The organism is Burkholderia sp. 567, from assembly GCF_040545115.1.
In the GTDB taxonomy this organism is placed as follows: Bacteria; Pseudomonadota; Gammaproteobacteria; order Burkholderiales; family Burkholderiaceae; genus Burkholderia; species Burkholderia ambifaria.
Map to the genome: position 1 here is coordinate 93,156 of NZ_JBEPLG010000009.1, position 23,214 is coordinate 116,369.

Annotated in this window: 20 protein-coding genes; 10 read left to right on the forward strand and 10 right to left on the reverse strand. The window is 68.3% G+C overall.

The genetic code is table 11. The features are described from left to right. The first annotated feature begins 35 nt into the window (after window positions 1–35). Both ABIC50_RS24860 and ABIC50_RS24865 read left to right on the forward strand, forming a co-directional pair. On the forward strand, window positions 36–2,216 hold the full coding sequence (locus ABIC50_RS24860) for an FUSC family protein (RefSeq protein ID WP_354167482.1): 2,181 nt from the start codon (window positions 36–38) through the stop codon (window positions 2,214–2,216). Between the two features lie 157 nt (window positions 2,217–2,373). Next, window positions 2,374–2,586 carry a hypothetical protein gene (locus ABIC50_RS24865; RefSeq protein WP_011658750.1) on the forward strand — a complete coding sequence of 71 codons (213 nt, stop codon included), beginning with the start codon at window positions 2,374–2,376 and terminating at the stop codon, window positions 2,584–2,586. Between the two features lie 159 nt (window positions 2,587–2,745). On the opposite strand, the gene ABIC50_RS24870 is transcribed toward ABIC50_RS24865, so the two are convergent. Together ABIC50_RS24870 and ABIC50_RS24875 are read right to left on the reverse strand one after the other, a co-directional pair. Continuing rightward, on the reverse strand, window positions 2,746–3,855 hold the full coding sequence (locus tag ABIC50_RS24870) for a DmpA family aminopeptidase (protein WP_354167485.1): 1,110 nt from the start codon (window positions 3,853–3,855) through the stop codon (window positions 2,746–2,748). Between the two features lie 64 nt (window positions 3,856–3,919). Further along, the gene (locus ABIC50_RS24875; RefSeq protein WP_354167488.1) at window positions 3,920–5,326 is read right to left on the reverse strand and encodes an APC family permease; all 1,407 of its coding nucleotides are present in this window, start codon (window positions 5,324–5,326) and stop codon (window positions 3,920–3,922) included. Window positions 5,327–5,509: 183 nt separating this feature from the next. Between ABIC50_RS24875 and ABIC50_RS24880 the strand changes: the two genes are divergently transcribed. Next, window positions 5,510–6,310, forward strand: coding sequence for a helix-turn-helix transcriptional regulator (locus ABIC50_RS24880; RefSeq protein WP_354167491.1), 801 nt, complete (start codon window positions 5,510–5,512; stop codon window positions 6,308–6,310). Window positions 6,311–6,328: 18 nt separating this feature from the next. Here the strand turns inward: ABIC50_RS24880 and ABIC50_RS24885 are convergent, their stop codons facing one another. Next, entirely contained in the window at window positions 6,329–6,706 is a 378-nt protein-coding gene (locus ABIC50_RS24885) for a nuclear transport factor 2 family protein (protein WP_006754380.1), read from the reverse strand. A gap of 271 nt (window positions 6,707–6,977) precedes the next feature. Here ABIC50_RS24885 and ABIC50_RS24890 point away from each other — a divergent pair, with 271 nt between their 5' ends. From ABIC50_RS24890 to ABIC50_RS24900, 3 genes are all read left to right on the forward strand, one after another. Beyond that, on the forward strand, window positions 6,978–7,862 hold the full coding sequence (locus ABIC50_RS24890) for a LysR family transcriptional regulator (protein ID WP_354167494.1): 885 nt from the start codon (window positions 6,978–6,980) through the stop codon (window positions 7,860–7,862). A gap of 174 nt (window positions 7,863–8,036) precedes the next feature. Then, entirely contained in the window at window positions 8,037–8,969 is a 933-nt protein-coding gene (locus tag ABIC50_RS24895) for an AEC family transporter (protein ID WP_354167496.1), read from the forward strand. Window positions 8,970–9,275: 306 nt separating this feature from the next. Then, window positions 9,276–9,650: a COG4315 family predicted lipoprotein gene (locus ABIC50_RS24900; RefSeq protein ID WP_012366002.1), complete on the forward strand. Its 375-nt coding sequence runs from the start codon at window positions 9,276–9,278 to the stop codon at window positions 9,648–9,650. Between the two features lie 162 nt (window positions 9,651–9,812). Here ABIC50_RS24900 and ABIC50_RS24905 read toward each other — a convergent pair whose 3' ends face one another. Next, window positions 9,813–11,330, reverse strand: a complete 1,518-nt coding sequence (locus tag ABIC50_RS24905) for a CoA-acylating methylmalonate-semialdehyde dehydrogenase (RefSeq protein ID WP_354167499.1) — start codon at window positions 11,328–11,330, stop codon at window positions 9,813–9,815. Between the two features lie 49 nt (window positions 11,331–11,379). Beyond that, window positions 11,380–12,738 (reverse strand): omega-aminotransferase AptA, encoded by a 1,359-nt coding sequence (gene aptA, locus ABIC50_RS24910; protein ID WP_354167501.1) that lies wholly within the window; start codon window positions 12,736–12,738, stop codon window positions 11,380–11,382. Between the two features lie 105 nt (window positions 12,739–12,843). On the opposite strand from aptA, the gene ABIC50_RS24915 reads away from it, so the two are divergent. Continuing rightward, entirely contained in the window at window positions 12,844–13,824 is a 981-nt protein-coding gene (locus tag ABIC50_RS24915) for a LysR family transcriptional regulator (RefSeq protein ID WP_354167503.1), read from the forward strand. Window positions 13,825–13,830: 6 nt separating this feature from the next. On the opposite strand, the gene ABIC50_RS24920 is transcribed toward ABIC50_RS24915, so the two are convergent. Beyond that, window positions 13,831–15,081 carry an MFS transporter gene (locus tag ABIC50_RS24920; protein WP_354167506.1) on the reverse strand — a complete coding sequence of 417 codons (1,251 nt, stop codon included), beginning with the start codon at window positions 15,079–15,081 and terminating at the stop codon, window positions 13,831–13,833. A 144-nt stretch (window positions 15,082–15,225) separates the two neighbouring features. Further along, window positions 15,226–15,696 (reverse strand): MarR family winged helix-turn-helix transcriptional regulator, encoded by a 471-nt coding sequence (locus tag ABIC50_RS24925; RefSeq protein WP_354167509.1) that lies wholly within the window; start codon window positions 15,694–15,696, stop codon window positions 15,226–15,228. Window positions 15,697–15,863: 167 nt separating this feature from the next. On the opposite strand from ABIC50_RS24925, the gene ABIC50_RS24930 reads away from it, so the two are divergent. Continuing rightward, on the forward strand, window positions 15,864–16,355 hold the full coding sequence (locus ABIC50_RS24930) for a 2,4'-dihydroxyacetophenone dioxygenase family protein (protein WP_175654837.1): 492 nt from the start codon (window positions 15,864–15,866) through the stop codon (window positions 16,353–16,355). A gap of 10 nt (window positions 16,356–16,365) precedes the next feature. Here the strand turns inward: ABIC50_RS24930 and ABIC50_RS24935 are convergent, their stop codons facing one another. Continuing rightward, window positions 16,366–17,325 (reverse strand): GlxA family transcriptional regulator, encoded by a 960-nt coding sequence (locus ABIC50_RS24935; protein ID WP_354167512.1) that lies wholly within the window; start codon window positions 17,323–17,325, stop codon window positions 16,366–16,368. A 142-nt stretch (window positions 17,326–17,467) separates the two neighbouring features. Between ABIC50_RS24935 and ABIC50_RS24940 the strand changes: the two genes are divergently transcribed. Beyond that, the gene (locus ABIC50_RS24940; protein ID WP_165753047.1) at window positions 17,468–18,268 is read left to right on the forward strand and encodes an SDR family NAD(P)-dependent oxidoreductase; all 801 of its coding nucleotides are present in this window, start codon (window positions 17,468–17,470) and stop codon (window positions 18,266–18,268) included. Window positions 18,269–18,469: 201 nt separating this feature from the next. On the opposite strand, the gene ABIC50_RS24945 is transcribed toward ABIC50_RS24940, so the two are convergent. Beyond that, the gene (locus ABIC50_RS24945; protein ID WP_354167515.1) at window positions 18,470–19,852 is read right to left on the reverse strand and encodes an MFS transporter; all 1,383 of its coding nucleotides are present in this window, start codon (window positions 19,850–19,852) and stop codon (window positions 18,470–18,472) included. A gap of 183 nt (window positions 19,853–20,035) precedes the next feature. Beyond that, window positions 20,036–20,995 carry an MBL fold metallo-hydrolase gene (locus tag ABIC50_RS24950; RefSeq protein ID WP_105832838.1) on the reverse strand — a complete coding sequence of 320 codons (960 nt, stop codon included), beginning with the start codon at window positions 20,993–20,995 and terminating at the stop codon, window positions 20,036–20,038. 177 nt (window positions 20,996–21,172) lie between these two features. Here ABIC50_RS24950 and ABIC50_RS24955 point away from each other — a divergent pair, with 177 nt between their 5' ends. Further along, window positions 21,173–22,837: an IclR family transcriptional regulator gene (locus tag ABIC50_RS24955; protein WP_354167518.1), complete on the forward strand. Its 1,665-nt coding sequence runs from the start codon at window positions 21,173–21,175 to the stop codon at window positions 22,835–22,837. Window positions 22,838–23,214 lie beyond the last annotated feature (377 nt).

Genomic DNA, 23,214 nt, shown 5'->3' on the forward strand with positions numbered 1-23,214 from the left:
ACGCGCCGCCACACCGCGCGCGCCCTTTCCTTTTCATGAAGCCACAACCTGCCGAGCGACCTTCCGTCGAACCCGCACGATGGAGCGCCTGGCTCGACCCGCTCGGCGGCGCCGCGCGCGATTGGGCCGTAAGCGACGGGCTGATCTGGCTGCACCTCGCCAAGACCGTGTTCGCCGCGCTGCTCGCGATGGGCATCGCGATGCGGCTCGAGATGTCGCAGCCGCGCACCGCGATGACGACCGTGTTCGTGCTGATGCAGCCCATGTCGGGGATGGTGTTCGCGAAGAGCTTCTATCGCGTGCTCGGCACGGCGGCCGGCCTCGTCGCCGCGCTCGCGCTCGGCGGGTTGTTCGCGCAGCAGCCGGAGCTGTACATGGCCGGCATCACGCTGTGGATCGGCGCCTGCATTGCGCTCGCGGTGCGCAACCGCCACTTCCGCTGGTACGGGTTCGTGCTCGCCGGCTATACCGCCGCGCTGATCGGGCTGCCGGCGGTGATGACGCCGCAGACGCTGTTCCAGTCCGCGCTCACGCGCGCCGCGGAAGTCGCGCTGGGCATTGCGTGCTCCGGCGCCGTCAGCGCGCTGATCCTGCCGCTCAGCTCCGCGAAGGCGCTGATGCGCTCGCTGAGCGCCCGCCACGTGAAGTTCCCGGCCTTCGCGGCCGGCGCGCTGTCGGGCGAGCTCGCGCGCGGCGATTTCGAGCGGCGCTTCGCCGATTTCGTCGACGAAATCGTCGGCTTCGAGGCCAATCGCGCGTTCGCGTCGTTCGAGGATCCGCACATTCGCGCGCGCAGCCGCCGGCTCGCGCGGCTGAACAGCGAGTACATGAACGCATGCACGCGCCTGCATGCGCTGCACCAGCTCGTCAAACGCTTGCGCGCGAACCGCTCGGACGTCGTGCTCGATGCGCTCGCGCCGCATGTCGACGGGCTCGCGCGGCACATCACCGCGTTGCGCGACGAGCGGCAGCGCGGGATCGCGTCGACGACCGGCGCGCTGCTGGAACTGCGCCGCTTTCACGGCGCGTTGCCGAAGGCTGCCCGCGCGTCGCGCCGCGCGCTCGAGGATCACGCGGCCGGCGGCCTGCTCGACTTCGATACCGCGATCGAGCTGATGTATCGCTTCATCGGCGAGTATGTCGGCTATGCCGACACGTATGCGTCGCTCGACCGCGACGATCATGCGTTCGAACGCTCGGTCACGCGCTACGCGGTGAAGACCAATTCATTCTTCGTCGGCTTCGCGTTCCTGCGCACGCTCGTCGCCGTCGGCGCGATGAGCGCGTTCTGGATCGCGTCCGAATGGCCGAGCGGCTCGCTCGCCGTGATCGCCACCGCGATCGCGTGCGCGCTGAGCTCGACCTCGCCGCGCGCGTCGAAGTTCGTCGCGCAGATGGCCGTCGGCGCGGCGTTCGCGACGGCGGTCGGCTATGTATTCCTGTGCTACGTGTATCCGAACATCGACGGCTTTCCGCTGCTGTGCGCGGCACTCGCGCCGGTGCTCGGCCTCGGCGCGTTTCTCGCGATGCGTCCGGGGCTATCCGGTTACGGGATCGGCTTCGCGGTGTTCTTCTGCCTGCTCGCGGGGCCCGACAACGCGATCGCGTATACCCCCGAGGTGCTGGTCAACAATGGTTTCGCCGTCGTCATCGCAATGCTGGCGTGCTCGATCGTGTTCGCGGTGGTGTTTCCGACCCACATGCCGTGGCTCACGTCGCGCATCGCGCACGATCTGCGCCGCCAGGTCACGCTCGCCTGCGAAGGCACGCGCGAGGGCCTCGCGGCGCGCTTCCAGTCGAGCACGCACGACCTGATGGCGCAGCTGCGCACGCTGCTCGTCAGGCGCACGCGACAGCATCGCGACGCGCTGCGCTGGATGCTGTCGACGCTCGAAGTCGGCCACGCGGTGATCGACCTGCGCGACGAGCTGCACGGTTTCTGCGAATCGAAACCGCCGCAGACCACACGCTGGACCGTGTCGGTCGATGCGGTACTGCACGAGCTGCCGCGCTTCTTCGACGATCCGACGCCGGTCCACCACGCGCGCACGCTCAAATCCGTGAACCTGGCGATCCGCGCCGCGCAGCACACGCTGCATGCGTGGTACGCGGTGCCCGCCGAGCGCCACCGGATGCAGCGCATCGTCGGCTGCCTGCACTTCATCCGCAGCGCGCTGCTGGACAAGGACGCGCCGTTCAATCGCCATCGTCATTGATCGACGACGGCGGTCGACCACGATCGATGCGCGCGCAACGTCATCCTTGTTCCGATTGGAAATAAGCTCTGCACCCGCGGCGATTAATCTTCAAGCAGTGCGCGCCTATAGTTTCCTCACTGCCAGCGAGACTGGCACTGACCCAGGAGAAACTCAAATGAAGCCGCTGCACCTCGCCCTCGTTGCCCTGTCGCTCACCGCCGCTGTCGCGCACGCGCAGCCCGCGCCGGCCGACCACGCGCAGCAACCGGCGAACCGCGCCGAAGCCGTCCAGGCCGCAGGTCGCGTCGATCGTGCGCAATCGAAGCAGGAAGACCCGAACGCATGCGTCGGCCCCGTTAGCTTCTGCAACGTCTACTTCGGCAGCTGAGCATGACGCCGCGTCGTCACGGCCACGCTCGCCGCGCACGCATCGCATGCCGTACACGCATCGCATGCGCGCGCGCACGACGCGCCGGCCGCTCGCCGCAACGACCACCGCAACGACCCTGCCCGCCTCGCCGCTTCGATTGAAGCGGCGCATCGCGTTTCAAGCGCCGCGTCCCGGCCGCCACCCCACTTCGCGCAACGCATCGAGCAAGCGCGCGTGCCCCAGCCCTTCGACCTGCGCGCCGCGCGATTCGACGTCGCTCCCCGCGACCAGCGCATTCACGATCGCTTCCTCCACCGCTTCCGCCGCGGCGGCGAACAGCGCCGAAATATGGTCGTTGTTCACCATCGTCACGGCCGTCGTGGGCGCACCCTTGCTGCCGTAGTTCGCGGCCGGCAGCCCGTGGTTGCCCGTCGCAAACGCGAGGAAGATGTCGCCGCTCGAATCCTCCGTGCCGCCGCCGACACGGGCCAGCCCGACGCTCGCGCGCTGCGCGAGGCGCGTGCACTGGTGCGGCAGCAGCGGTGCGTCGGTCGCGATCGTGACGACGATCGAGCCCATCCCGGCTTCGCCTCGCGCATCGGGCGCGCGGAACGGCGAATGCACGTGCCGCAGCACTTCGCCGACCGGATAGCCGGCCACACGCAGCATCTCGCGCACGCCGTAGTTCGCCTGCACGAGCGCGCCGACGGTCCAGCCGCCCGCGTCGGCCGCGACCACCCGCGATGCGGTGCCGATGCCACCCTTGAACTCGTGGCAGATCATCCCCGTGCCGCCGCCGACGCCGCCTTCGGCGACCGGCCCCGACTGCGCCGCGGCCAGCGCACGCTGGACGTGTGCGACATTCACGTGCTGCCCCCAGATATCGTTGAGCAGCCCGTCGTAGGTTTCCATCACGACCGGCATGCACCAGTACACGCGGCCGGCCGCCGCTTCGCGTTCGTTCGCGACCAGCGCATCGCGCACCGCGCCGACGCTGTGCGTGTTCGTATAGGCGATCGGCGTCGTCAGCAAGCCGGCTTCGCGGATCCATTCGAGCCCGGTCGCATCGCCGTTGCCGTTCAGCACGTGGACACCCGCGAAGCACGGCGAATCGTGCGCGGCGCCCGCGCGCGGCTCGATGACGGTCACGCCGGTGCGGATCGATGCGGCGCCGTTCTCGACGTTCAGCGTGCAATGTCCGACCCGCACGCCCGGTACGTCCGTGATCGCGTTGAAACGGCCCGGCGTGCCGAGTCCGATGCGGATGCCGAGATCCCTCGTGCGCATGATGCATGTCCTCCCGTGTTTCGATGGTTCGGTGTTTCGGTATGCAAAGGTTTCGACGCGGCGTTCAGAGCGCGCGGAACGCGTCGCTGTGGCGCGCCCAGACCGCATACATCATGAGCGCGGCCGCCAGCAGTGCGCCGATGATGATCAGGTCGGTCGGCTTGGTCGCCGTCGCCAGCGTCGTATAGAGCGTGTACGCGGCCCCCGCGACCGCGACGAGCGGCGTCACGGGCCACAGCGGCATCCGGTAGTGATGTTCGACGTCGCGGCGCACGAACCGGCTCGCCAGCGCGGCCAGCCCGACGACCAGATAGATCAGCAGCAGCAGGTCGACCGTGAACGCGGTCAGCTCGTCGAGGCTCGACACGAACACCAGCCCCGACGACGGTACCGCCAGCGCAAGCGTCGCGAGCCACGGCGATTCGAAGCGCGGATGGATCGTCGAGAACGCGCGGTTGCAGGTGCGCGACCAGAGCGCATGCCGGCCGCTGCTGTACAGCAGACGTCCCATCGTGATCACGATCGCGATGATCGCATTGAACACCGACAGGAAGATCCCGCCGCTCACCACGCGTGATACCACCGGGTTGCTCAGCGAACGCACGACATAGCCGATCGGGTCGGCGCTCTTCGTCAGCTCCGTCAGCGACGGCGCGCCGAGCACGATCGCGGTGAGCGGGATCAGTTCGACGACGAGGATCACCAGCAGCGAATAGATCACCGCCTTCGCGACATTGCGGTTGCCGCCGCGCAGGTCTTCCGCGAGATACGCGGCGGAGCCGAAGCCGTTGTAGCAGAAGATTGCCGTGCCGATCGCGGGCACGATTGCCGCGAACGTGGCGGGCACCAGCGCAGTGCCGCTCGCGACGACCGGCGCGACCAGCACCTCGGCGCCGCGATGCGGGGCGCCGAAGCCGAGCCCCGCGATCAGCATCAGCACACCGATCTCGACGACGAGAAACGCGCCCGTGATCCACGCATTCGTCTTGATGTTCAGCATGCCGAGCACGTAGCTGAGCAGCACGATCGTCAGCGCGACCGACTGGTTGCCGAAGTGCGTGCCGAGCGCGTTGTTCAGGTACGGCGCGGCGCCGCTCGCGAGCACGGCCGGGATGAACACGCTGACGGACAGTACCGTGATGAAAGTCAGGTAGCCGGGCAGCGTGCCGAACACGCGCTTGGCCATCACGTACTCGCCGCCCGCGCTGCGGTGGGCGGCGCTGAGCTCCGCGTAGCAGAGCGCGAACGCGAGCGCGAGCACGCCGCCGAGCAGGAACGACAGCACCGCGCCGCTGCCGGCCTGCTGGATCGCGAACGGCGCGATCACGAAGATCGAGCTTGCAGGCGTCACGCCCGACACGGTGATCATCACCGCATCGCGCACGCTGAGCGTCTGCGACAACGCGCGCGGCGCGTGTTCCGTGGCAGGCGTCGCTTGCAGCGTGCCCGTCGATTCCGACATCATCGCCATTTCGTTCTCCTGTGCTTGCGGCCTTTCCGCCCATGCATGACGCCTGCGCGTTTCATGCGCGGACAGATCCTTTGCGCCGTTTTTTTGAACGCCCATACTCGGGCCCGATTGATTGCGTGGCAGTCTAGGAAGCCAAATTCAGGACCGCTATCCCCCCTTCGTGTTACGCCCTCCGGTGGTGGTATGGATCGACTCTTCTCCGAAATCGCGATGCACCAGGCGCTCGGCCGCGCAATCGATCATCTCGGCCAGCCGCGCTTCTGGCGGTTCCTGGTGCTGCTGCTCAACGAAATGGCGCCGTTCGACAACGCGCTCGCGACCGCGATCGGCCGCGACGGCGTGCCGCTCGTGCTGGACGAATACGACACGGGCGGCACCGACAGCGCGTCGCCGGTGCCGCTTTACCTCAACGGGTTATATCTGCTCGATCCGTTCCTGCAGGCCGCGCACGACGGGCTCGCCGACGGCTGCTACCGGCTCGAGGAAGTCGCGCCCGACCTGTTCCGGCAGAGCGAATATTTCCTGAGCTACTTCCGCGATGCGGTCGGCGACGATGAAATCCAGATCCTGCTGCGGCCGAACCCCGACCTGCTGCTGTCGTTGTCGCTCGGCGCATCCACGCGCTTCGACGTCGAGCCGCTCGGCAAGCTGACAGCCGCGATGCCGTGGGTGCTCGCGGCGATCCGGCAGCACTGGCGGCTGGTGGGCGATGCCGCGCGCGCGACGCCCGACGACGATCTCGGCGCGCGCGTCGAGCAGGCGCTCGCGCGCTTCGGCGCGGGCGTGCTGACGGATCGCGAGATGTCGATCGCGCGAATGGTGCTGCGCGGCAATTCGTCGAAGGCGATCGCGGAGCGGCTTGCGATTTCACCGGAGACGGTGAAGGTGCATCGGCGGCATCTCTACGCGAAGCTCGGGATCTCGTCCCAGCCGGAGCTGTTTTCGCGGTTCATTCAGGCGCTGGGAGAGCATGCGGCGGGGTAAGCATGTCGATGCGCGCCGTCAACGACCCGATTCGATGAACCCGCCATCGGGCGCCTGGTGCGGCACATACCAGCCGAAATACACCTCGGCCTCGACGATCCGCCCGCCGCGCACGCGCAATCGCTCCGCGTTGCGGAAGCGCCGGCCGGCGCTCGTTTCGGCTTCATACACGACGAACACGTATTCACCGTGCACGGCAACATCGACGAAGTCGAAACCGGCGAGCATCGCGCTGTTCGGCCAGCAGCGCGCCAGATACGCGTCGCGGTCGAGCCGGTTGTCGAGCGGGCTCGTGAAATGGAAGTCCGGCGCGATCAGCGCTTCGATCGCGTCGCGGTCCTTGTCGACATACGCGCGATAGCTCGCGCGTGCTACATCACCGGGGTCGTCAGGCATCGTTCCCTCCGCGAAGGACCGGGACGACGCGATGGCCCGCGTCGCCCCGATGCATCGATGAAACATGTATGGGCGGCATGCGCGCACCGCTTTTCGGGTCGGCCAGCCGATGCCGCGGTTGCCCGTTTGCGCACGCACGGGCATGATGTCCGCCGGCGTGCGGGCTGCGTCCGCGGCCATCGGGGCCGCAATCGGCGTGCCGTTCATGCGCCGCCGCCGGCATCATCGAGCAATCCGCGTGCCGGCCCCGGCCGCCCACCTCACCGAGTCCATGTCACTACGCGCATTCAGAACGCTGGTCGCGATCGCCCGATACCGGACCGTCGCACGCGCCGGCGAGGCGATCGGGCTCACGCAGTCCGCCGTGAGCCTGCAGATCAAGGCGCTCGAAAGCGAATACAACGTCCAGCTGTTCGACCGTTCGCGCCGCCAGCCGGTACTCACCGAAGCCGGCAACATTCTCGTCGCGCAGGCCGAGCAGGTGCTCGCGATGGTCGACCGGATTCCCGATGCGCTCAGCGACGAGAAGAAGCTCGTCGGTCGCCTGCGGGTCGGTGCGATCCAGACCGCGCTGTCCGGCCCGCTGCCCGATGCGCTGCTCGCGCTGCGCGACGCGCATCCGTCGTTGCGCGTGCACGTATCGGCCGGCATGTCGGCCGAACTGGCGAACCGCGTCGCGGCCGGCGAACTCGACGCGGCGATCACGACCCGCCCGGTGCGCCCGCATCCGGCGGAACTCACGTGGACCACGCTGTACGAAGACCGCTTCTGGCTGCTCGCGCCGCCGCACTACGCGGAGCGCGACGCGCGCACGCTGCTCGAGGCGCTGCCGTTCATCCGCTTCGACGCGCAGGCGTGGGCAGGTCGGATGATCGCCGCCGAGCTGCGCCGCATCGGCGTGCGCGTGAGTGAGGAAATGGTGCTCGACAGCGCGGAGACGATCGCACGCATGGTCGCGCGCGGCCTCGGCGCGGCGATCGTCGCGCTGCCCGACTCGACGCTCGCGCGCCTGCCGCCCGTCACGCGCTTGCCGTTCGGCCAGCCGCAGATGGGCCGCGCGGTCGTGCTGCTCGAACACCGGTCGCGCCCGGCCGAGCGTTTCGCGCGTGCGCTGGGCGCGGAAATCACCGCGTCATCGATGAGAATTTCTCATTGAACACCCGATAATTAACCATTATTCCTGCTTCCTCCGCGTGTTTAACTTGGCAGCATCGTTACTCTTTGGATTACGCACCGCCATGTCGCCCGCTGGATGGATCCCCGCTTCGCTCCGCTGCTGCGCCTGCCGGCCGTCCCGCCTGGCCCGCCCCATCCACCTGAAGGCGCGCCGATGATCAGCCCGATCCTGCTCGCGCTCGCGCCGGTCGCGCTGCTGGTCGCGTTCGGCCACGGCTTGCGGCGCACGGGCTTCATCGGCGATGCGTTCTGGCCGCATGCCGAGCGGCTTTGCTACTACGTGCTGCTGCCCGCGCTGTTCGCGCATGGCCTCGCGAATGCGCGGCTGCAATCGTTGCCCGTGTTGCCGCTCGCGGCGGCGCTGGTCGGTTCGACCGTGCTCGTCGCGGCACTGCTTCTGCTGGTCCGCCGGTTCGTGCAGGTGGACGGCGCCGGGTTCACGTCGGTATTCCAGGGCGCGGTGCGTTTCAACAACTATGTCGGCACGGCGCTCGCCGCCGGACTGCTCGGCGCGCACGGGATCGCGCTCGCGGCCGTGTGCGTCGCGGCGATCGTCCCGACCGTGAATCTGATGTGCGTGCTGGTGTTCGCGCGCTACGGCGAAACGCGCCTCGGCGCAGGGGCGCTCGTGCGCCAGATACTGTCGAATCCGCTCGTCGTCGGCTGCGCGCTCGGGATCGCGATGCAGGCCGCCGGCGTCGGGTTTCCGGCCGCCGTCGAACCGGCCGTGCGCGCGCTCGGCGCCGCGTCGATGCCGCTCGGCCTGCTGTGCGTGGGTGCGGCGCTGAAATTCGATGCGGCGCGCGCATGGATGCAGCCGATGTGCATCGCATCGGCCTTCAAGTTCCTCGCGATGCCGCTCGTCACGCTCGCGGCCGGCCGCCTGTTCGGGCTCGGCGATGCCGCGCTGACCATCGCGCTGCTGTTCCAGGCGCTGCCGACATCGTCCTCGTCGTACATCATGGCGCGCCAGCTCGGCGGCGACGCACCGCTGATGGCCGGCATCACCGCGTTCCAGACGATCGTCGCCGCGCTCGCGATGCCGGCCGTGCTGACGACGCTCGCGTCGGCGCCGATGTTTCGCTGACCGCCCGGCACAGGCGCGCGCAACGAAACCGCAATCGCCGTTGAACGGGCCCGAATCCGCCCGCCGCGCGCAACCGCCGCCCCGTTGCGCGGGGCCTACGCGCTGCCGATGCGCCCCCGGTTCTTCTCGCAGCCCTGCCAAAAACCGCCTATGGTGAATGAATGGCGTCCGTTCAGCCGCCATTCGACTCCGCGTCGCTCGCACCGGCTGACACGGCGCCGTGTTCCGGCACCATTCCCCGCGATCGTGCGCACGCCCGGCCGTGCACGCGATTCGCGCCGCCCACCGGACTATAAGGAGGTACCCATGAAAGCCGTGCTGCTTGTCAGTTCCGCCGTGCTCGCCATGGCGTCCATTTCAGCTTCGGCTCAAGGCTCGATCACCAAAGTCGAAAACGGCGCGCTCGTCGCAGCCAACGGAATGACCGTCTACGCATTCGACAAGGACAAGCCCAACGCCGGCACCAGTGCCTGCTCGGGCCCATGCGAGACCCTCTGGCCGCCGTACAAGGCCAGCGCGACCGACGTACCGGCCGGCCCCTACACGATCGTCAAGCGTGACGACGGCAGCCCGCAATGGGCGTACAAGGGCAAGCCGCTGTACTTCTTCTCGAAGGACATGAAACAGGGCGATCGCAACGGCGACAATTTCAAGAACGTGTGGCACGTGGTCGCCCCGTAAGCGTTCGTTCCACGCGTTGCGTGTCGGCACGGCCGCGGCACGCGTAAAAAAGCCTGCTCCGATCGCGGATCGGGGCAGGCTTGGGCATGCTTGCGCCGGCTGCATGGCGACACCCGCCGGGCGGCAGGCACCAAGTGCAGCCGGAATGCGCGTCAGCGTTTGTCAGCGGTTCGACGGGAAGCTGAACACCGTCCCTTCGCGCACGCCGGCCGACGGCCAGCGCTGCGTGATCGTCTTGCGCTTCGTGTAGAACCGCACCGCATCCGGGCCGTACGCGTGCAGGTCGCCGAACAGCGAACGCTTCCAGCCGCCGAACGAGTGGTATGCGACCGGCACCGGCAGCGGCACGTTGATGCCGACCATGCCGATCTGGATGTTGTCACTGAAGTAGCGCGCAGCTTCGCCGTCGCGCGTGAACAGGCACGTGCCGTTGCCGTATTCGTGCGCGTCGATCAGCGCCATCGCCTCGTCGAGCGACTTCAGGCGGATCACCCCGAGCACCGGCCCGAAAATCTCGTGCTGGTAGATCGGCATGCCGGGCTTCACGTTATCGAACAGACACGGGCCGAGGTAGTAGCCGCCGTCGTGGCCGTCGACCTTCACGCCGCGGCCATCGACGACGAGCGTCGCGCCCGCTTCCACGCCCGCTTCGACGAAGCCCGTCACCTTCTCGAAATGCTGCTTCGTGACGAGCGGCCCCATGTCGATGCCGGCACCGTTGCCCGGCCCGACCTTCATCTTCTCGATCTCGGCCTTCAGCCCTTCGACCACCTTGTCGCCCGTTTCATCGCCGATCGCGACGACCAGCGGAATCGCCATGCAGCGCTCGCCGCACGAACCGTACGCGGCGCCCATCAGCGCGTTCACCGCGTTGCCGATGTCGGCGTCGGGCATCACCACCGCGAAGTTCTTCGCGCCGCCGAGCGCCTGCACGCGCTTGCCGTGCGCGCAGCCGGTCGAATAGATGTATTCGGCGATCGGCGTCGAGCCGACGAAGCTCACCGCCTTCACGCGCGCGTCGGTCAGGATCGTGTCGACCGCCTCCTTGTCGCCGTTCACGACGTTCAGCACGCCCGGCGGCAGGCCGGCCTCGAGCGCGAGCTCGGCCATGCGCAGCGTCGACGACGGCGTACGCTCGGACGGCTTCAGCACGAACGTGTTGCCGCACGCGACGGCCATCGGCCACATCCACAGCGGCACCATCACCGGGAAGTTGAACGGCGTGATGCCGGCGGCCACGCCGAGCGCCTGGAACTCGCTCCACGAATCGATCGCGGGGCCGACGTTCTTGCTGTGTTCGCCCTTCAGCAGCTCGGGCACGTAGGTCGCGTATTCGACGTTCTCGATCCCGCGCTGCAGCTCGCCCATCGCGTCGGCGAGCACCTTGCCGTGCTCGGCGGTGATCAGCGCGCACAGTTCGTCCGCGTGCTCCTCGAGCAGCGTCTTGAAGCGGCTCATCACGCGGGCGCGCTTCAGCGGCGGCGTGTTGCGCCACGCGGGGAACGCGGCCTGCGCGGACGCGATCGCGGCTTCGACGGTCAGCTTGTCGGCGAGCGCGACGCTCTTGTGCGATTCGCCCGTCGCCGGGTCGAACACCGGCTGCACGCGGCTGCCGCCGTCGACGCGCTTGCCGTCGATCAGGTGGCCGACGGTGGAGGTCACATTGCTGTCGTGTTTCATCGTTCAGACTCTTTCGTGAATTCGGTTGTCGCTCAGGGCAGCACGCGGCTCAGTCCACTTCGTTCAGCGCGTCGGACAGCGCGTTGACGAGGTTGTCGATCTCGCGCTTCTCCGAGATGAACGGCGGCGCGAGCTGGATCGTGTCGCCGCCGTAGCGCACGTAGAAGCCCTTCGCCCAGCAGCGCATCGCGATCTCGTACGGGCGCCGTGCCGGCTCGCCCGGCAGCGCCGCGATCGTCAGGCCGGCCGACAGCCCGTAGTTGCGGATGTCCGTGATGTGGCGCTGGCCCTTCAGCCCGTGCACGGCCGCCTCGAAATGCGGCGCGAGATCGCGCACGCGGGCCACCGCGTCTTCCTTCACCAGCAGGTCGAGCGCCGCGACGCCGGCCGCGCAGGCGACCGGGTGCGCCGAGTACGTATAGCCGTGCGGGAACTCGAGCATGTATTCGGGGCCGCCCACGGCCATGAACGTGTCGTAGATCTCCTTCGTCGCGATCACCCCGCCGAGCGGCTGCACGCCGTTCGTCACCTGCTTCGCGAAGTTCATGATGTCCGGCGTCACGCCGAACGCGTCGGCGCCCGTCATCGCGCCGGCACGGCCAAAGCCCGTGATGACTTCGTCGAAGATCAGCAGGATGTCGTGCGCGGTACAGATGTCGCGCAGGCGCTTCAGATAGCCCTTCGGCGGCACCACGACGCCCGCCGAACCCGAGAACGGCTCGACGATCACGGCCGCGATGTTCGACGCGTCGTGCAGCGCGATCAGGTCGAGCAGACGGTCGGCGAGCTCGGCGCCGTTCTCCGGCATCCCGCGCGAGAACTTGTTTTCGGCGAGTTGCGTGTGCGGCAGGAAATCGGCGTCGATCCCCTGGCCGAACAGCTTGCGGTTCGGCCCGATCCCGCCGACCGAGATGCCGCCGTAGTTCACGCCGTGATAGCCCTTCTCGCGGCCGATCAGGCGCGTCTTCGTGCCCTTGCCCTTCGCGCGCCAGTATGCGCGGGCCATCTTCAGCGACGTGTCGGCCGCTTCCGAGCCCGAGCCGGTGAAGAACACATAGTCGAGGCCGGCCGGCGTCAGGTCCTTGATCTTGTTCGCGAGCTCGAACGACTTCGGATGGCCGAACTGGAACGCCGGCGCGTAGTCGAGCTGCGCGACCTGACGGCTCACGGCTTCCGTGATTTCCGCGCGGCCGTGGCCCAGCCCCGTGCACCACAGGCCCGACAGGCCGTCGAAGATCTTGCGGCCTTCGCCATCGGTGTAATACGCGTCCTTGCCCGACACGATCATGCGCGGGTCCGACTTGAACTGGCGGTTCGCCGTGAACGGCATCCAGTGGGCGTCGAGCCACGCGGCGTCGGTGCGGAGGTCGGTCTCTTCGTGCTGGGGAGTGGTGATCGTATTGGTCATGTCGGTCGGCGCGACGCGCCCCTCGTGCTTGTGTTGATGTTGCGCATTGTCGGGAGGCCAATTAGTCTTTTGAATATCGCAATATCAATGTTCACTTGCTCATCTATGCAAGCAAAGAAACCGAAGAGCCGCGCGCTGCTCGGGCAGCTCAGCGACATGGATCTGCGGCTGCTGCGGGTTTTCAAGGGCGTCGTGCAGTGCGGCGGGATGGCGGCGGCCGAACTGGAACTGAATATCGGCATCTCGACGATCAGCCGGCACGTGAAGGATCTCGAAACGCGCCTCGGCCTCGTGCTGTGCCGGCGCGGCCGCGCGGGCTTCACGCTGACGGCCGAGGGGCAGACGGTGTACGAGGAAACCCTGCGGCTGCTCGCGTCGATGGAGGCATTTCGCAGCCGGATCGACGGCATTCACGACAAAATGGGCGGCGAACTGCACATCGCCGTATTCGACAAGACGGCCACCAACCCGAAGGCGCGGCTCGGCGACGCGATCCGCCAGTTCGCGGACGAGGCGCCCGACGTCGCGCTGAACCTGCATGTCGCGTCGATCAACGAGGTCGAGCGCGGGATCATCGACGGCAGCTATCAGGTCGGGATCATCCCCGCGCACCGCAGTTCGGGGAGCCTCGTGTATTCGGAGCTGTTCGACGAACGGATGCTGCTGTACTGCGGCCGCCAGCATCCGCTTTTCGACGCGCCGCACGGCAAGCTCACGTGGACGACGATCCGCAACCACGCATTCGCGGGGCTCGGCTTCCATTCGCCGAACATGGAACTGAGCCATCGCGCGAAGCTCACGCGCAGCGCGACCGCGTCGGATCAGGAATCGATCGCGACGCTGATTCTGTCGGGCCGCTACCTCGGCTTCCTGCCCGACCATTACGCGGAGAGCTTCGAAAACAAAGGGTTGATGCAGGCGATCGCGCCGCACCGCTTCAACTACCGGTGCCGGTTCGTGAGCCTGCTGCGACGCTCGCCGCGGCCGTCACGCGCGGCGCTCTTGTTCCAGTCGTGCCTCGAAGCCGCGCATGCGGCGGTGCGGCTGGGCGGTGATGGCGATGGCGGCGACGGCGGTGACGTGTAACCGGGCTCAGGCTTCGCCGCCGGCGCCGCTGTCGGGCAGCGACTGTCGCGTCCCCTGGATCAGGAACACCACGGCGACCAGCGTGGCCGCGAACCCGGACGCCGCGCCGACGCCGAGCGCCCAGCGGGGGCCGAGATGGTTCGCGACCCAACCCGCCACCGGCGCGCCGATCGGCGTGCCGCCGAACGCGACCGCGAGGCGCAGCGCCATCACGCGCCCGCGCATCGCCGGCTCGGTCGACAGCTGCATCAGTGCATTGGTCGACGTGGTGAACGTCATCGCGGCGATCCCGGTCAGCACGAGCGCCGCCGCGAACAGCCAGTAACTCGGCGCGATCGCGCCGAGCGTGCAGCCGATCCCGAACACGGCCGCGCCGATCCACAAGTGCCGGAACCGCGGCCGTTCGCGGCGCGCCGCGAGCAACGCGCCCGAGATCGTGCCGACTGCCATCATCGACGACAGGATGCCGAAGCCGCGCGCATCGACGTGAAACACACCGGCCGCCATCGTCGAGATGAACAGCGGAAAATTCAGCCCGAACGTGCCGATCAGGAACAGCATCGCGAGCGTCGTCTTCAGGTCCGGGCGCCGCCACACGTACCGAAAACCGTCGAGGAGGCTGCCCCGCGTATGGACGGCGCGCGTGTTCTCGCGCAGCTCGTCGGCGCGCAGCAGCGACAGCGACGCGAGCACCGCGACGAAGCTGACGCCGTTCAGCAGGAACGCCCAGCCCGTGCCGACCGACGCGATGATGAAGCCGGCCACCGCCGGCCCGATCATCCGCGCCGCGTTGAACGACGTCGAATTGAGCGCGACCGCGTTCGCAAGCTCGCGGTCGCCGACCAGCTCCGCGACGAAGGTTTGCCGCACCGGCGCATCGAACGCGGACGCGCAGCCGAACAGGAACGCGAACAGATACACATGCCACAGCTGCACGACGCCCGCGACCGTCAGCAGCCCCAGCGCGAGCGCGAGGCCGCCCATCAGCGCCTGGGTTGCCATCAGCAGCCGGCGCTGGTTGAAACGGTCGGCCGCATAGCCCGTCCACGGCAGCAACAGAAGCTGCGGGCCGAACTGCAGCGACATCACGATGCCAACCGCCGACGCGTCATGGTGTGTGAGCTGCGTGAGCACCAGCCAGTCCTGCGCGGTGCGCTGAACCCACGTGCCGACGTTGGACACCAGCGCGCCGGCCGCCCACATGCGATAGTTGAAGCTGCGCAGCGAGCGGAACACGCCCGCGGCCGGCACGCTCATGGCCGCTGCGGCGCGTTGCCGCCGTGCAGCGCGCTGACGAGATGTGGAACGGCATTCGTCAGAAAGGCGCCGCCGAAAAAGTACGACACGAGATGCAGGATGTTCATGTTCGGGCGTTCCTCCCGCCGGGCGGGTCGATCGGGTTCACGGGCGCGCCGCGTCCTGGAATTCGGCGAGCCGCTGCATCAGCTGCACGGCCGACGCGAGTTCGGCCTGCTCGTGCGCCGACAGTTGCGCATGCAGCGCGCGAAACAGCCAATCGTCCTTGGCCGCGCGGTTGGCCTGCAGCCGCTTGCGGAAGTCCGGCGTGAGCGCGATCAGCGTCTGCCGACCGTCGGTCGGATCGGGCGCGCCGCTGACGGCGCCCCTCGCTTCCAGCGTCGCCACCGTCACGCGCATCGACTGCGGCCGCACGCTTTCCGCCCGCGCGAGCGCGGAGACAGTCGCGGGGCCGTCGCGGTCGAGGCGCAACAGCACCGACTTCTGCGACGAGGTGAGGTCATCCGGATGAGTTTGCTCGCGCAGCCGCCGCATCAGCTTGCTGACCGAGATCCGGAGTTCGCCGGCGAGACCGGCCAGGGGTGGCGTTTCGGGGGACGAAGATGGGACGTTCATGAATCCACGATAGCATATCTACAGAAAAACTGTACAGTTAAGCTGTATATATCGATGCAGGAAGAACGCGTGTCCGCTCGCCGGCGCCCCGGCAATCCATGTCAGCCCTGCAGCCCGATCCGCCTCTGCGATAATGCGCACTCCCCGTTTCCGCTCCGCCTCCCGCCATGACGCAGCCGTCCGCCCCGCTTCCCACCGACCTGCCGCCGATTTCGTGCCTGCCCGGCGACGCGCTGCCGTGGCTGCCGATGAGCGCCGACCTGCCGGGGCTCGCGATCAAGTATCTGCATATCAATGCCGCGGAAGACACGCTGACCGCGCTGCTGAAGATGCCGGCCGGCGGCACGCTGCCGCGCCATCGTCACGACGGCGACGTGTTCGTCCATACGTTGCAGGGGGCGTGGCGCTACCGGGAGTACGACTGGATCGCGCAAGCCGGCTCGACGGTGCTCGAACCGGCCGGGTCCGTGCATACGCCGGAAACGCTCGGCGCACCGGGCGACGACGTGATCACGCTCAACGTGATGCGCGGCGACCTGGTGCTGCTCGACGACGACGGCCGCGAGACCGCGCGCGAGAATTGCCGCGTCGCGCTGCTGCGCCAGCGCAAGCATGCACGCACGGCGCCGCACGACGCCACGGCGTTCGTCACGCGCTGAGCAGCACCGCTCAGGCCGTTTCGCGCTCGTCGGCCCGCGCGTCGCGCCGCACCGCCTGCGGCGGCACGCCGAAGCCGCGCACGAACGCATCGCGCAGGTGGCGCCGGTCGCGGAAACCGTTCTCCTTCGCGATCACGTCGAGCGAATGCCGGCTCTGCTCGATCATCAGCCGCGCGGCCTCGAGCCGCAGCCGCTCGATCGCCTTCGCCGGCGACTGCCCGGTTTCGAGCGTGAACACGCGGCTGAACTGGCGCGGACTCAGGTGCGCGGCGTCGGCGAGTTCCTCGACGGTCAGCGCGCGGCCGAGATGCTGGCGCGCATAGTTCAGCGCATTCTGGATCCGGTCGGATTTCGGCGCGAGATCGAGCATTTCCGAATGCTGTGACTGCCCGCCCGCGCGGCGCTGGTGCATCACGAGCTTGTGCGCGACCGAGCGCGCGGCGTCCGCGCCGAGATCCTTTTCCACCATCGCGAGCGCCAGGTCGAGGCCGGCCGTCATCCCGGCCGACGTCCAGATCGGCCCGTCGACGATATAGATCCGGTCTTCCTCGACGCGAACCTCCGGAAAGTGCTTCTGCATGTCGCGGCCGTACGCCCAATGCGTCGTCGCGCGACGCTGCGCGAGCAGCCCGGCCTCGGCGAGCACGAACGCACCGGTACAGATGCCGGCGATTCGCCGCGCGCGCGCGTTCGGGCGGCGGAGGAACGCGACGACGCCGGCCGGCGCCGGCGATGCGACCGGATCGTTGACGCCCGCGACGATCCACGTATCGACGTCGAGCCGCACGCGCAGCGCGCGCGTCGCGACCGGCAACCCGAGCGACGAGCGCACGTCGCCGCCGTCGACGGAATAGTTGTCCAGCACGTAGAACGGTTCGCCGGCGCCCATGTTCGCGTACTCGAACACCGACTGCGCGGCGAGCGCCATGATCTGGAAGCCGTCGCTGATCAAAAAGCCGATTCGGTGCATGCGTGTCTCCGGTGCCGGGGGTGATGGCCGTCATGACCACCCCGATGTCCGAAATCATACCCATCTACGTCATTTGCGTCGCCGTGATTCGAAGCCAGAATGCTTTCACGCACTCACCCTTTCTTCGCAACGGAGCGACATCATGACTGAAGCACATCGCGGTACCGCCGTCATTACCGGCGCATCGTCGGGCATTGGCGCAATCTACGCCGACCGGCTCGCGCGCCGCGGCTACGACCTGATCCTGGTCGCGCGCAACCGCGACCGGTTGACCGCCCTCGCCGAGCGCATCACGAACGACACGCAGCGCAGCGTGGAAATCGTCGGCGCGGATCTCAACGACCGCGCCGCGCTCGCCACAGTCGAGGCGAAGCTGAAGCAGGACGCGAGCATCACGCTGCTCGTGAACAACGCGGGCGTCGGCACCCACGCGCCGTTGCTCGACAGCGACGTCGACGCGATGACGCGGCTGATCGACCTGAACGTGACCGCGCTCACCCGCCTGACCTATGCGGCCGTGCCCGGCTTCGTCGCACGCGGGCGCGGCGCCGTGATCAACATTTCGTCGATCGTCGCGCTGTCGCCGGAAACGCTCAATGGTGTCTATGGCGGCAGCAAGGCGTTCGTGCTCGCGTTCAGCCAGTCGCTGCATCACGAACTCGCGGACCACGGCGTGCAGGTGCAGGCCGTGCTGCCCGGCGCGACGGCCACCGACTTCTGGCAGACCGGCGGCCTGCCGCTCGAACACCTGCCGAAGGAGATCGTGATGTCGGCGTCCGACCTCGTCGACGCGGCGCTGGTCGGCTTCGAGCGCGGCGAGCTCGTGACGATTCCGTCGCTGCATGCGGCTGACGAATGGGATGCGTACGAGGCCGCGCGCCGCACGATGGCGCCGCACCTGTCGACGGATTCGCCGGCGCCGCGCTATGCGGCAGCGCGCTAATCGGCAATATCGGCGTCGCGCCCGCCATGCGCGAGCGCGGCGCTGTCGAATCGCAGCGCGTCGATGACGGCCGGCTCGCCGGTCGTCGTCAAACGGCGCGTGACATTGCACGCGCCCGATTCGCCAAGCCCGTTTCGCCCCGCTTGTCACGCATGTCCGTGCAACGACCACGACGCCCGCCGGCAGCGACGGGCCCGTGATTCACGCGCGCTGCGCGCCTTCACCCTTCACGCCGAGCATCAGCGCGGCGCCGCTCAGCGCGAGCAGCGCGGCCAGCAGGTACACGGCGAGATCCATGTTGCCGGTGCGCGTGCGGATCAGCCCGATCACCCACGGGCTGACGATGCCGCTCGTGATCCCGATGCTGCTGATCAGCGCGATCCCGGCCGCGGCCGCGTTGCCCGACAGGTAGCGGGTCGGCACGGCCCAGAAGATCGGCAGCGCGGCGAAGATCAGCGTCGCCGCGATCGACAGGCACGCGAGCATCGCCGCGAAGCTGTGCAGGTGCAGCGTCAGCGCCGCGAGCGCGATGCCGCCGCCGATCGTGCAGCACGCGAAGTGCTTGCGGCGCTCGCCGGTGCGGTCCGAGCGACGCGCGATCAGGATCAGGCCGACTGCGCCGACCGCGTTCGGCACGACCGTGTAGAGGCTCACGGCCACGACGTCGGTCACGCCGAAGTCGCGGATCATCAGCGGCATCCAGAAATTGAGCGTCAGCGATGCGCAGGTCAGCGAGAAGTAGATGAACGCGAACAGGTAGACGCGCGGGTTCGCGAGCGCGGCGAGCAGGCTGCGTGTGTCGTGCGCGCCATGACCGGCGCCGTGCGCACGGCTGTCGCCGCACAGCGCGGCGACGCGCGCCTTTTCGTCGGACGTAAGCCACGCGGCGTCCTGCGGACGGTCGACCAGATACGTGAACGCGAAGCCCGCGAGCACGATGGCCGGCGCGCCTTCGATCGCGAACATCCACTGCCAGCCGTGCAGCCCGAGCACGCCGCTCATGTCGCGCATGATCCAGCCCGACACCAGGCCGCCAAGCACGCCCGCGACCGCGACGCCCGCGAAGAACACCGAGATCGCCGCCGCGCGCCGGTTCGCCGGGAACCAGTAGGTCAGGTACAGCACGATGCCGGGAAAGAAGCCGGCCTCGAACACGCCGAGCAGGAAGCGCAGCACATAGAAATGCGACGGCTGCGACACGAACATCATCCCGGTCGACGCGATGCCCCACAGCAGCATGATCCGCGTGAAGGTTCGGCGCGCGCCGAAGCGCGCGAGCAGCAGGTTGCTCGGCACCTCGCAGAACACGTAGCCGACGTAGAACACCGCGGCGCCGAGGCCGTACATCGCATCGCTGAAGCCGAGGTCGTGCTTCATCTGCAGCTGCGCGAAGCCGATGTTGATGCGGTCGAGAAACGACACGACGTAGCAGAGGAACAGGAACGGCACGATCCGCCACGCGATCTTGCGGAACAGTAGCGCGTCGCCGGCATCGGATGCGGGCGCGGATTCGTATGCGGAAGCCGACGCCGCCGCGGCACTCGCGTGCGCGATCGTCGCTTTGGCGGGAAGCGATTGGGGCATGTCTCTCTCCAAACGGGCCGCGCGATTCGAGCGCGCAGCAGTCTCCGAGGGCGTGCATGCGCCCTGCTTTCTTGTGAGATCGGAAGTCGGCTCCGGAAGCCGCGGGCGCAATGCCGCCGCCGTTCACGGGCCGTCAGGAAAACGGCGGGACGTCCGCCCGGACGCCCCGCCGCGGTGACCCGCTCAGTCCTGCAGCGCGTCCCACATTTCCTTGTCGCGCTGCGCGGTCCAGATGCGCGGATGCGTGATGCCGCTCGCCTCGTCGAACGCGCGCGACACGTCGAACGGCAGACAGTGCTCGTAGATGAACACGTTGCCGAACTTCGGATCCATCGCTTCGCGCGTGAGCGCCATCGACGCCTTCAGGTCGAGCTTGCGCTCGACGGCCTTGCGGCCCTGCGCGAGCAGCGTCGTCACGAAGTCCTTCGTATAGTCGAGACCCTTGTTCACGTCGGCCGGATTGAGCAGCGCGGGGCCGCGGCCCGGCACGAGCTTTTCCGCGCCGAGCGCGCGCAGCGCCTCGAGCGTGGTCGGCCACTGTTCGAGCTGCGCGTCGCCGCAATAGCAGGCTGCGTCGTATTCGACCAGGTCGCCGGAGAACAGCACCTTCTGCGACGGCAGCCAGACGATCGTGTCGCCCTTCGTGTGGCCCGAGCCGACGTGCATGATCTTCACTTCGAGCTTGCCGAGGAACAGCGTGATCTCGCGCTCGAACACGAGCGTCGGCCAAGTCAGGCCCGGCACCGTCTCGACGCCCGCGAACAGGCGCGGGAAGCGCTCGATCTCCGACTTCATGTCGGCCTCGCCGCGCTCGACGATCATTTCATAGGTGCCGCGGCTCGCGATCACGTGCTGCGCGCCTTCGGCGAAATACGCGGACGCGCCGAGCACGCGCACCGCGTGGTAATGCGACAGCACGACGTGCTTGATCGGCTTGTCGGTCACGCTGCGGATCTTCGCGATCAGGTCCTGCGCCATCGCGGGCGTCGCGGTCGTATCGACGATCAGCACGCTGTCGTCGCCGATGATCACGCCCGAGTTCGGGTCGCCTTCGGCGGTATACGCGTACGCGTTCTCGGACAGCTGCGTCCAGGTGATCTTCTTCACTTCCAGATCGGCTTGCGATGCGAATGCTTTGGCCATGTTGCGTTCCCTGGCTTCGAGCCATGTGTTGAGGGGAGTGAGTGGATCATCGACCCGCATCGATTATTTGTCAATGACAAAGTCGCTTGCTATTGTCCAATACGGGTAAACCTGCGGGCTGGCGCGTCAAATGGCGTCGGATACCATGCGGGGTTTCGTCAACGGAAGAATCATCGCGTGCAGAACCACGAAGTCAGCGCAGACGACGCGCCGCCCAAGGCGCAGCGCGGGATCCAGAGTGTCGAGGTCGGCGGCCGGCTGCTCGACGCGCTCGCGCGCCGGCGCACGCCGCTCGGGCTGTCGGAGCTGGCGGCCGCGGCCGGATTGTCGACCGCGCAGGCGCATACCTATCTCGTCAGCCTGACGCGGCTCGCGCTCGTGAAACGCGACGCGCTCACCGGCAACTACGAGCCGGGGCCGCTGTCGCTGCGGCTCGGCCTGATGTCGATCGAACGCCAGCCGGCCTATCGCGCGGCGCTGCCGCACGCGGCGCGGCTCGCGGAAGCGGTCGGCCTGAGCGTCGCGCTGTCGGTGCCGGGCGTGCTCGGGCCGACGATCGTGCGCATCGAGCACGGCGGCTATCCGTTGCATGTGAACCTGCACGTCGGCTCGGTGATGTCGCTCGATACGACGGCGACCGGCCGCGTGTTCCGCGCGTTCGGCGACCCCGCACTGCTGGACGCGATGGCGGCCAGCCAGGCCGGCGCCGGCGACACGCTCGCGGGCGCGGAAGGCGAGCAGCCCACGTCCGATGCCGGCGCGTGGCAGGCCGAGCTCGATGCGATCCGCGCGCGCGGGATCGAGCGCGGCGTGGACCGGCCGAGCCCCGGCGTCAGCGCGATGTGCGTGCCGGTGCTGGACGCGGACGGCCGCCTGCAACTCGCGTTGACGGTGATCGGTTCGACCGGATCAATCGATGTCGGCTGGGACGGCCCGATCGCGACCGCGTTGCGCGATGCGGCGCGGCAGGCCACCGCGTCGCTCGACGCCGGACGCGACGCGCAGCCGGGCGCGCCGGCCGCGGCTCCGTCCGTCCAGCGCCTGCCGCCCGCGCTCGCCGACGACACGAAAGCCCAGCGCGGCATCAATGCACTCGACAGCACGGGCGACCTGCTGCTCGCGCTCATCTCGGCGGGCCGCGCGCTGCCGCTGCGCGACCTCGCGGCGGCGGCCGGCATGCCGGCCGCGAAGGCGTTTCCGCATCTGGTGAGCCTGCAAAAGATCGGCCTGCTGAGCCGCGACGATGCCGGCTGCTTCGGCGGCGGCCCGCTCGGCCAGGCGCTCGGCCTGATCGCGATGCAGCGCGTGTCGCCGACGCGCGATGCCGAAGCCGAGATCGTCGCGCTGGCGGCCGCGACCGACATGAGCGTCGCCGCGGCGACCCTCGGGCCGCTCGGGCCGACCGTGATCCGCCTCGAGGAATCGGCACGGCCGCAGCACGTGAGCCTGCAGGTCGGCACGGTGATGTCGCTCGTGAATACCGCGATCGGGCGGATCTTCGCGGCCGGCATGTCCGACGACGTGCTGGCCGGCCTCCTGGCCGACGAACCGGTGCGCCTCGCCGGCCGTGCGACGCAGGTCGACGACGCGTTCCGCGCGCGGCTCGCGACGATCCGCACGGACGAACTCGATTTCGCATTCGACGCGCCGGTGCCGGGGATCGGGACGATCGCCGCGCCCGTGTTCGATCACACCGGCAGCATCCGGCTCGTGATCGCGATCATCGGCTCGTCGCGCGGCTTCCCGCGCGGGCCGGACAGCGCGCTCGCACATACGCTGCTCGCCGCGACGCGCCGCCTGTCGTGGCGATTCGGGTGGATCGGCGAGTCATCGTCGCCCTGACGTTCCTTCCTCTTCCTCATTGCGAGGCCGTGCTCGCCGCGGCCTCGTCACGTCTGTCCACTGTGTAACGACGATGACGGACGCGGCTCATGTTGCGGAGCAGCAACACAAAATGTCAGTAATTCTCATATAACGAAATCGCATTTCACAAAGCGGTGACGTTCCTCTATGATTAGGGTTATCCCTAACTCGCCACCTATACGGGGCTTCGTCATGCAAACGTCTAACATCTCCGATCGTTCCACCCAATCCGCTGGCTGGCTCGCACGTATTGGCGAACTGCTTGCAGAAGCATGGGCACTGCACCTCGAGAACTGCGAAATCATCGCTCAAGCGCACGCACGCCTGCCGCGCTAAACGCAGCCGATGGCCGCCGG

What these genes read in the sequence shown, in the direction of transcription:
- ABIC50_RS24860 (WP_354167482.1), top strand. Translation starts at nt 36, where the DNA reads ATGAAGCCACAACCTGCCGAGCGACCTTCCGTCGAACCCGCACGATGG.
- ABIC50_RS24865 (WP_011658750.1), top strand. Translation starts at nt 2,374, where the DNA reads ATGAAGCCGCTGCACCTCGCCCTCGTTGCCCTGTCGCTCACCGCCGCT.
- ABIC50_RS24870 (WP_354167485.1), bottom strand. Translation starts at nt 3,855, where the DNA reads ATGCGCACGAGGGATCTCGGCATCCGCATCGGACTCGGCACGCCGGGC.
- ABIC50_RS24875 (WP_354167488.1), bottom strand. Translation starts at nt 5,326, where the DNA reads ATGGCGATGATGTCGGAATCGACGGGCACGCTGCAAGCGACGCCTGCC.
- ABIC50_RS24880 (WP_354167491.1), top strand. Translation starts at nt 5,510, where the DNA reads ATGGATCGACTCTTCTCCGAAATCGCGATGCACCAGGCGCTCGGCCGC.
- ABIC50_RS24885 (WP_006754380.1), bottom strand. Translation starts at nt 6,706, where the DNA reads ATGCCTGACGACCCCGGTGATGTAGCACGCGCGAGCTATCGCGCGTAT.
- ABIC50_RS24890 (WP_354167494.1), top strand. Translation starts at nt 6,978, where the DNA reads ATGTCACTACGCGCATTCAGAACGCTGGTCGCGATCGCCCGATACCGG.
- ABIC50_RS24895 (WP_354167496.1), top strand. Translation starts at nt 8,037, where the DNA reads ATGATCAGCCCGATCCTGCTCGCGCTCGCGCCGGTCGCGCTGCTGGTC.
- ABIC50_RS24900 (WP_012366002.1), top strand. Translation starts at nt 9,276, where the DNA reads ATGAAAGCCGTGCTGCTTGTCAGTTCCGCCGTGCTCGCCATGGCGTCC.
- ABIC50_RS24905 (WP_354167499.1), bottom strand. Translation starts at nt 11,330, where the DNA reads ATGAAACACGACAGCAATGTGACCTCCACCGTCGGCCACCTGATCGAC.
- aptA (WP_354167501.1), bottom strand. Translation starts at nt 12,738, where the DNA reads ATGACCAATACGATCACCACTCCCCAGCACGAAGAGACCGACCTCCGC.
- ABIC50_RS24915 (WP_354167503.1), top strand. Translation starts at nt 12,844, where the DNA reads ATGCAAGCAAAGAAACCGAAGAGCCGCGCGCTGCTCGGGCAGCTCAGC.
- ABIC50_RS24920 (WP_354167506.1), bottom strand. Translation starts at nt 15,081, where the DNA reads ATGAGCGTGCCGGCCGCGGGCGTGTTCCGCTCGCTGCGCAGCTTCAAC.
- ABIC50_RS24925 (WP_354167509.1), bottom strand. Translation starts at nt 15,696, where the DNA reads ATGAACGTCCCATCTTCGTCCCCCGAAACGCCACCCCTGGCCGGTCTC.
- ABIC50_RS24930 (WP_175654837.1), top strand. Translation starts at nt 15,864, where the DNA reads ATGACGCAGCCGTCCGCCCCGCTTCCCACCGACCTGCCGCCGATTTCG.
- ABIC50_RS24935 (WP_354167512.1), bottom strand. Translation starts at nt 17,325, where the DNA reads ATGCACCGAATCGGCTTTTTGATCAGCGACGGCTTCCAGATCATGGCG.
- ABIC50_RS24940 (WP_165753047.1), top strand. Translation starts at nt 17,468, where the DNA reads ATGACTGAAGCACATCGCGGTACCGCCGTCATTACCGGCGCATCGTCG.
- ABIC50_RS24945 (WP_354167515.1), bottom strand. Translation starts at nt 19,852, where the DNA reads ATGCCCCAATCGCTTCCCGCCAAAGCGACGATCGCGCACGCGAGTGCC.
- ABIC50_RS24950 (WP_105832838.1), bottom strand. Translation starts at nt 20,995, where the DNA reads ATGGCCAAAGCATTCGCATCGCAAGCCGATCTGGAAGTGAAGAAGATC.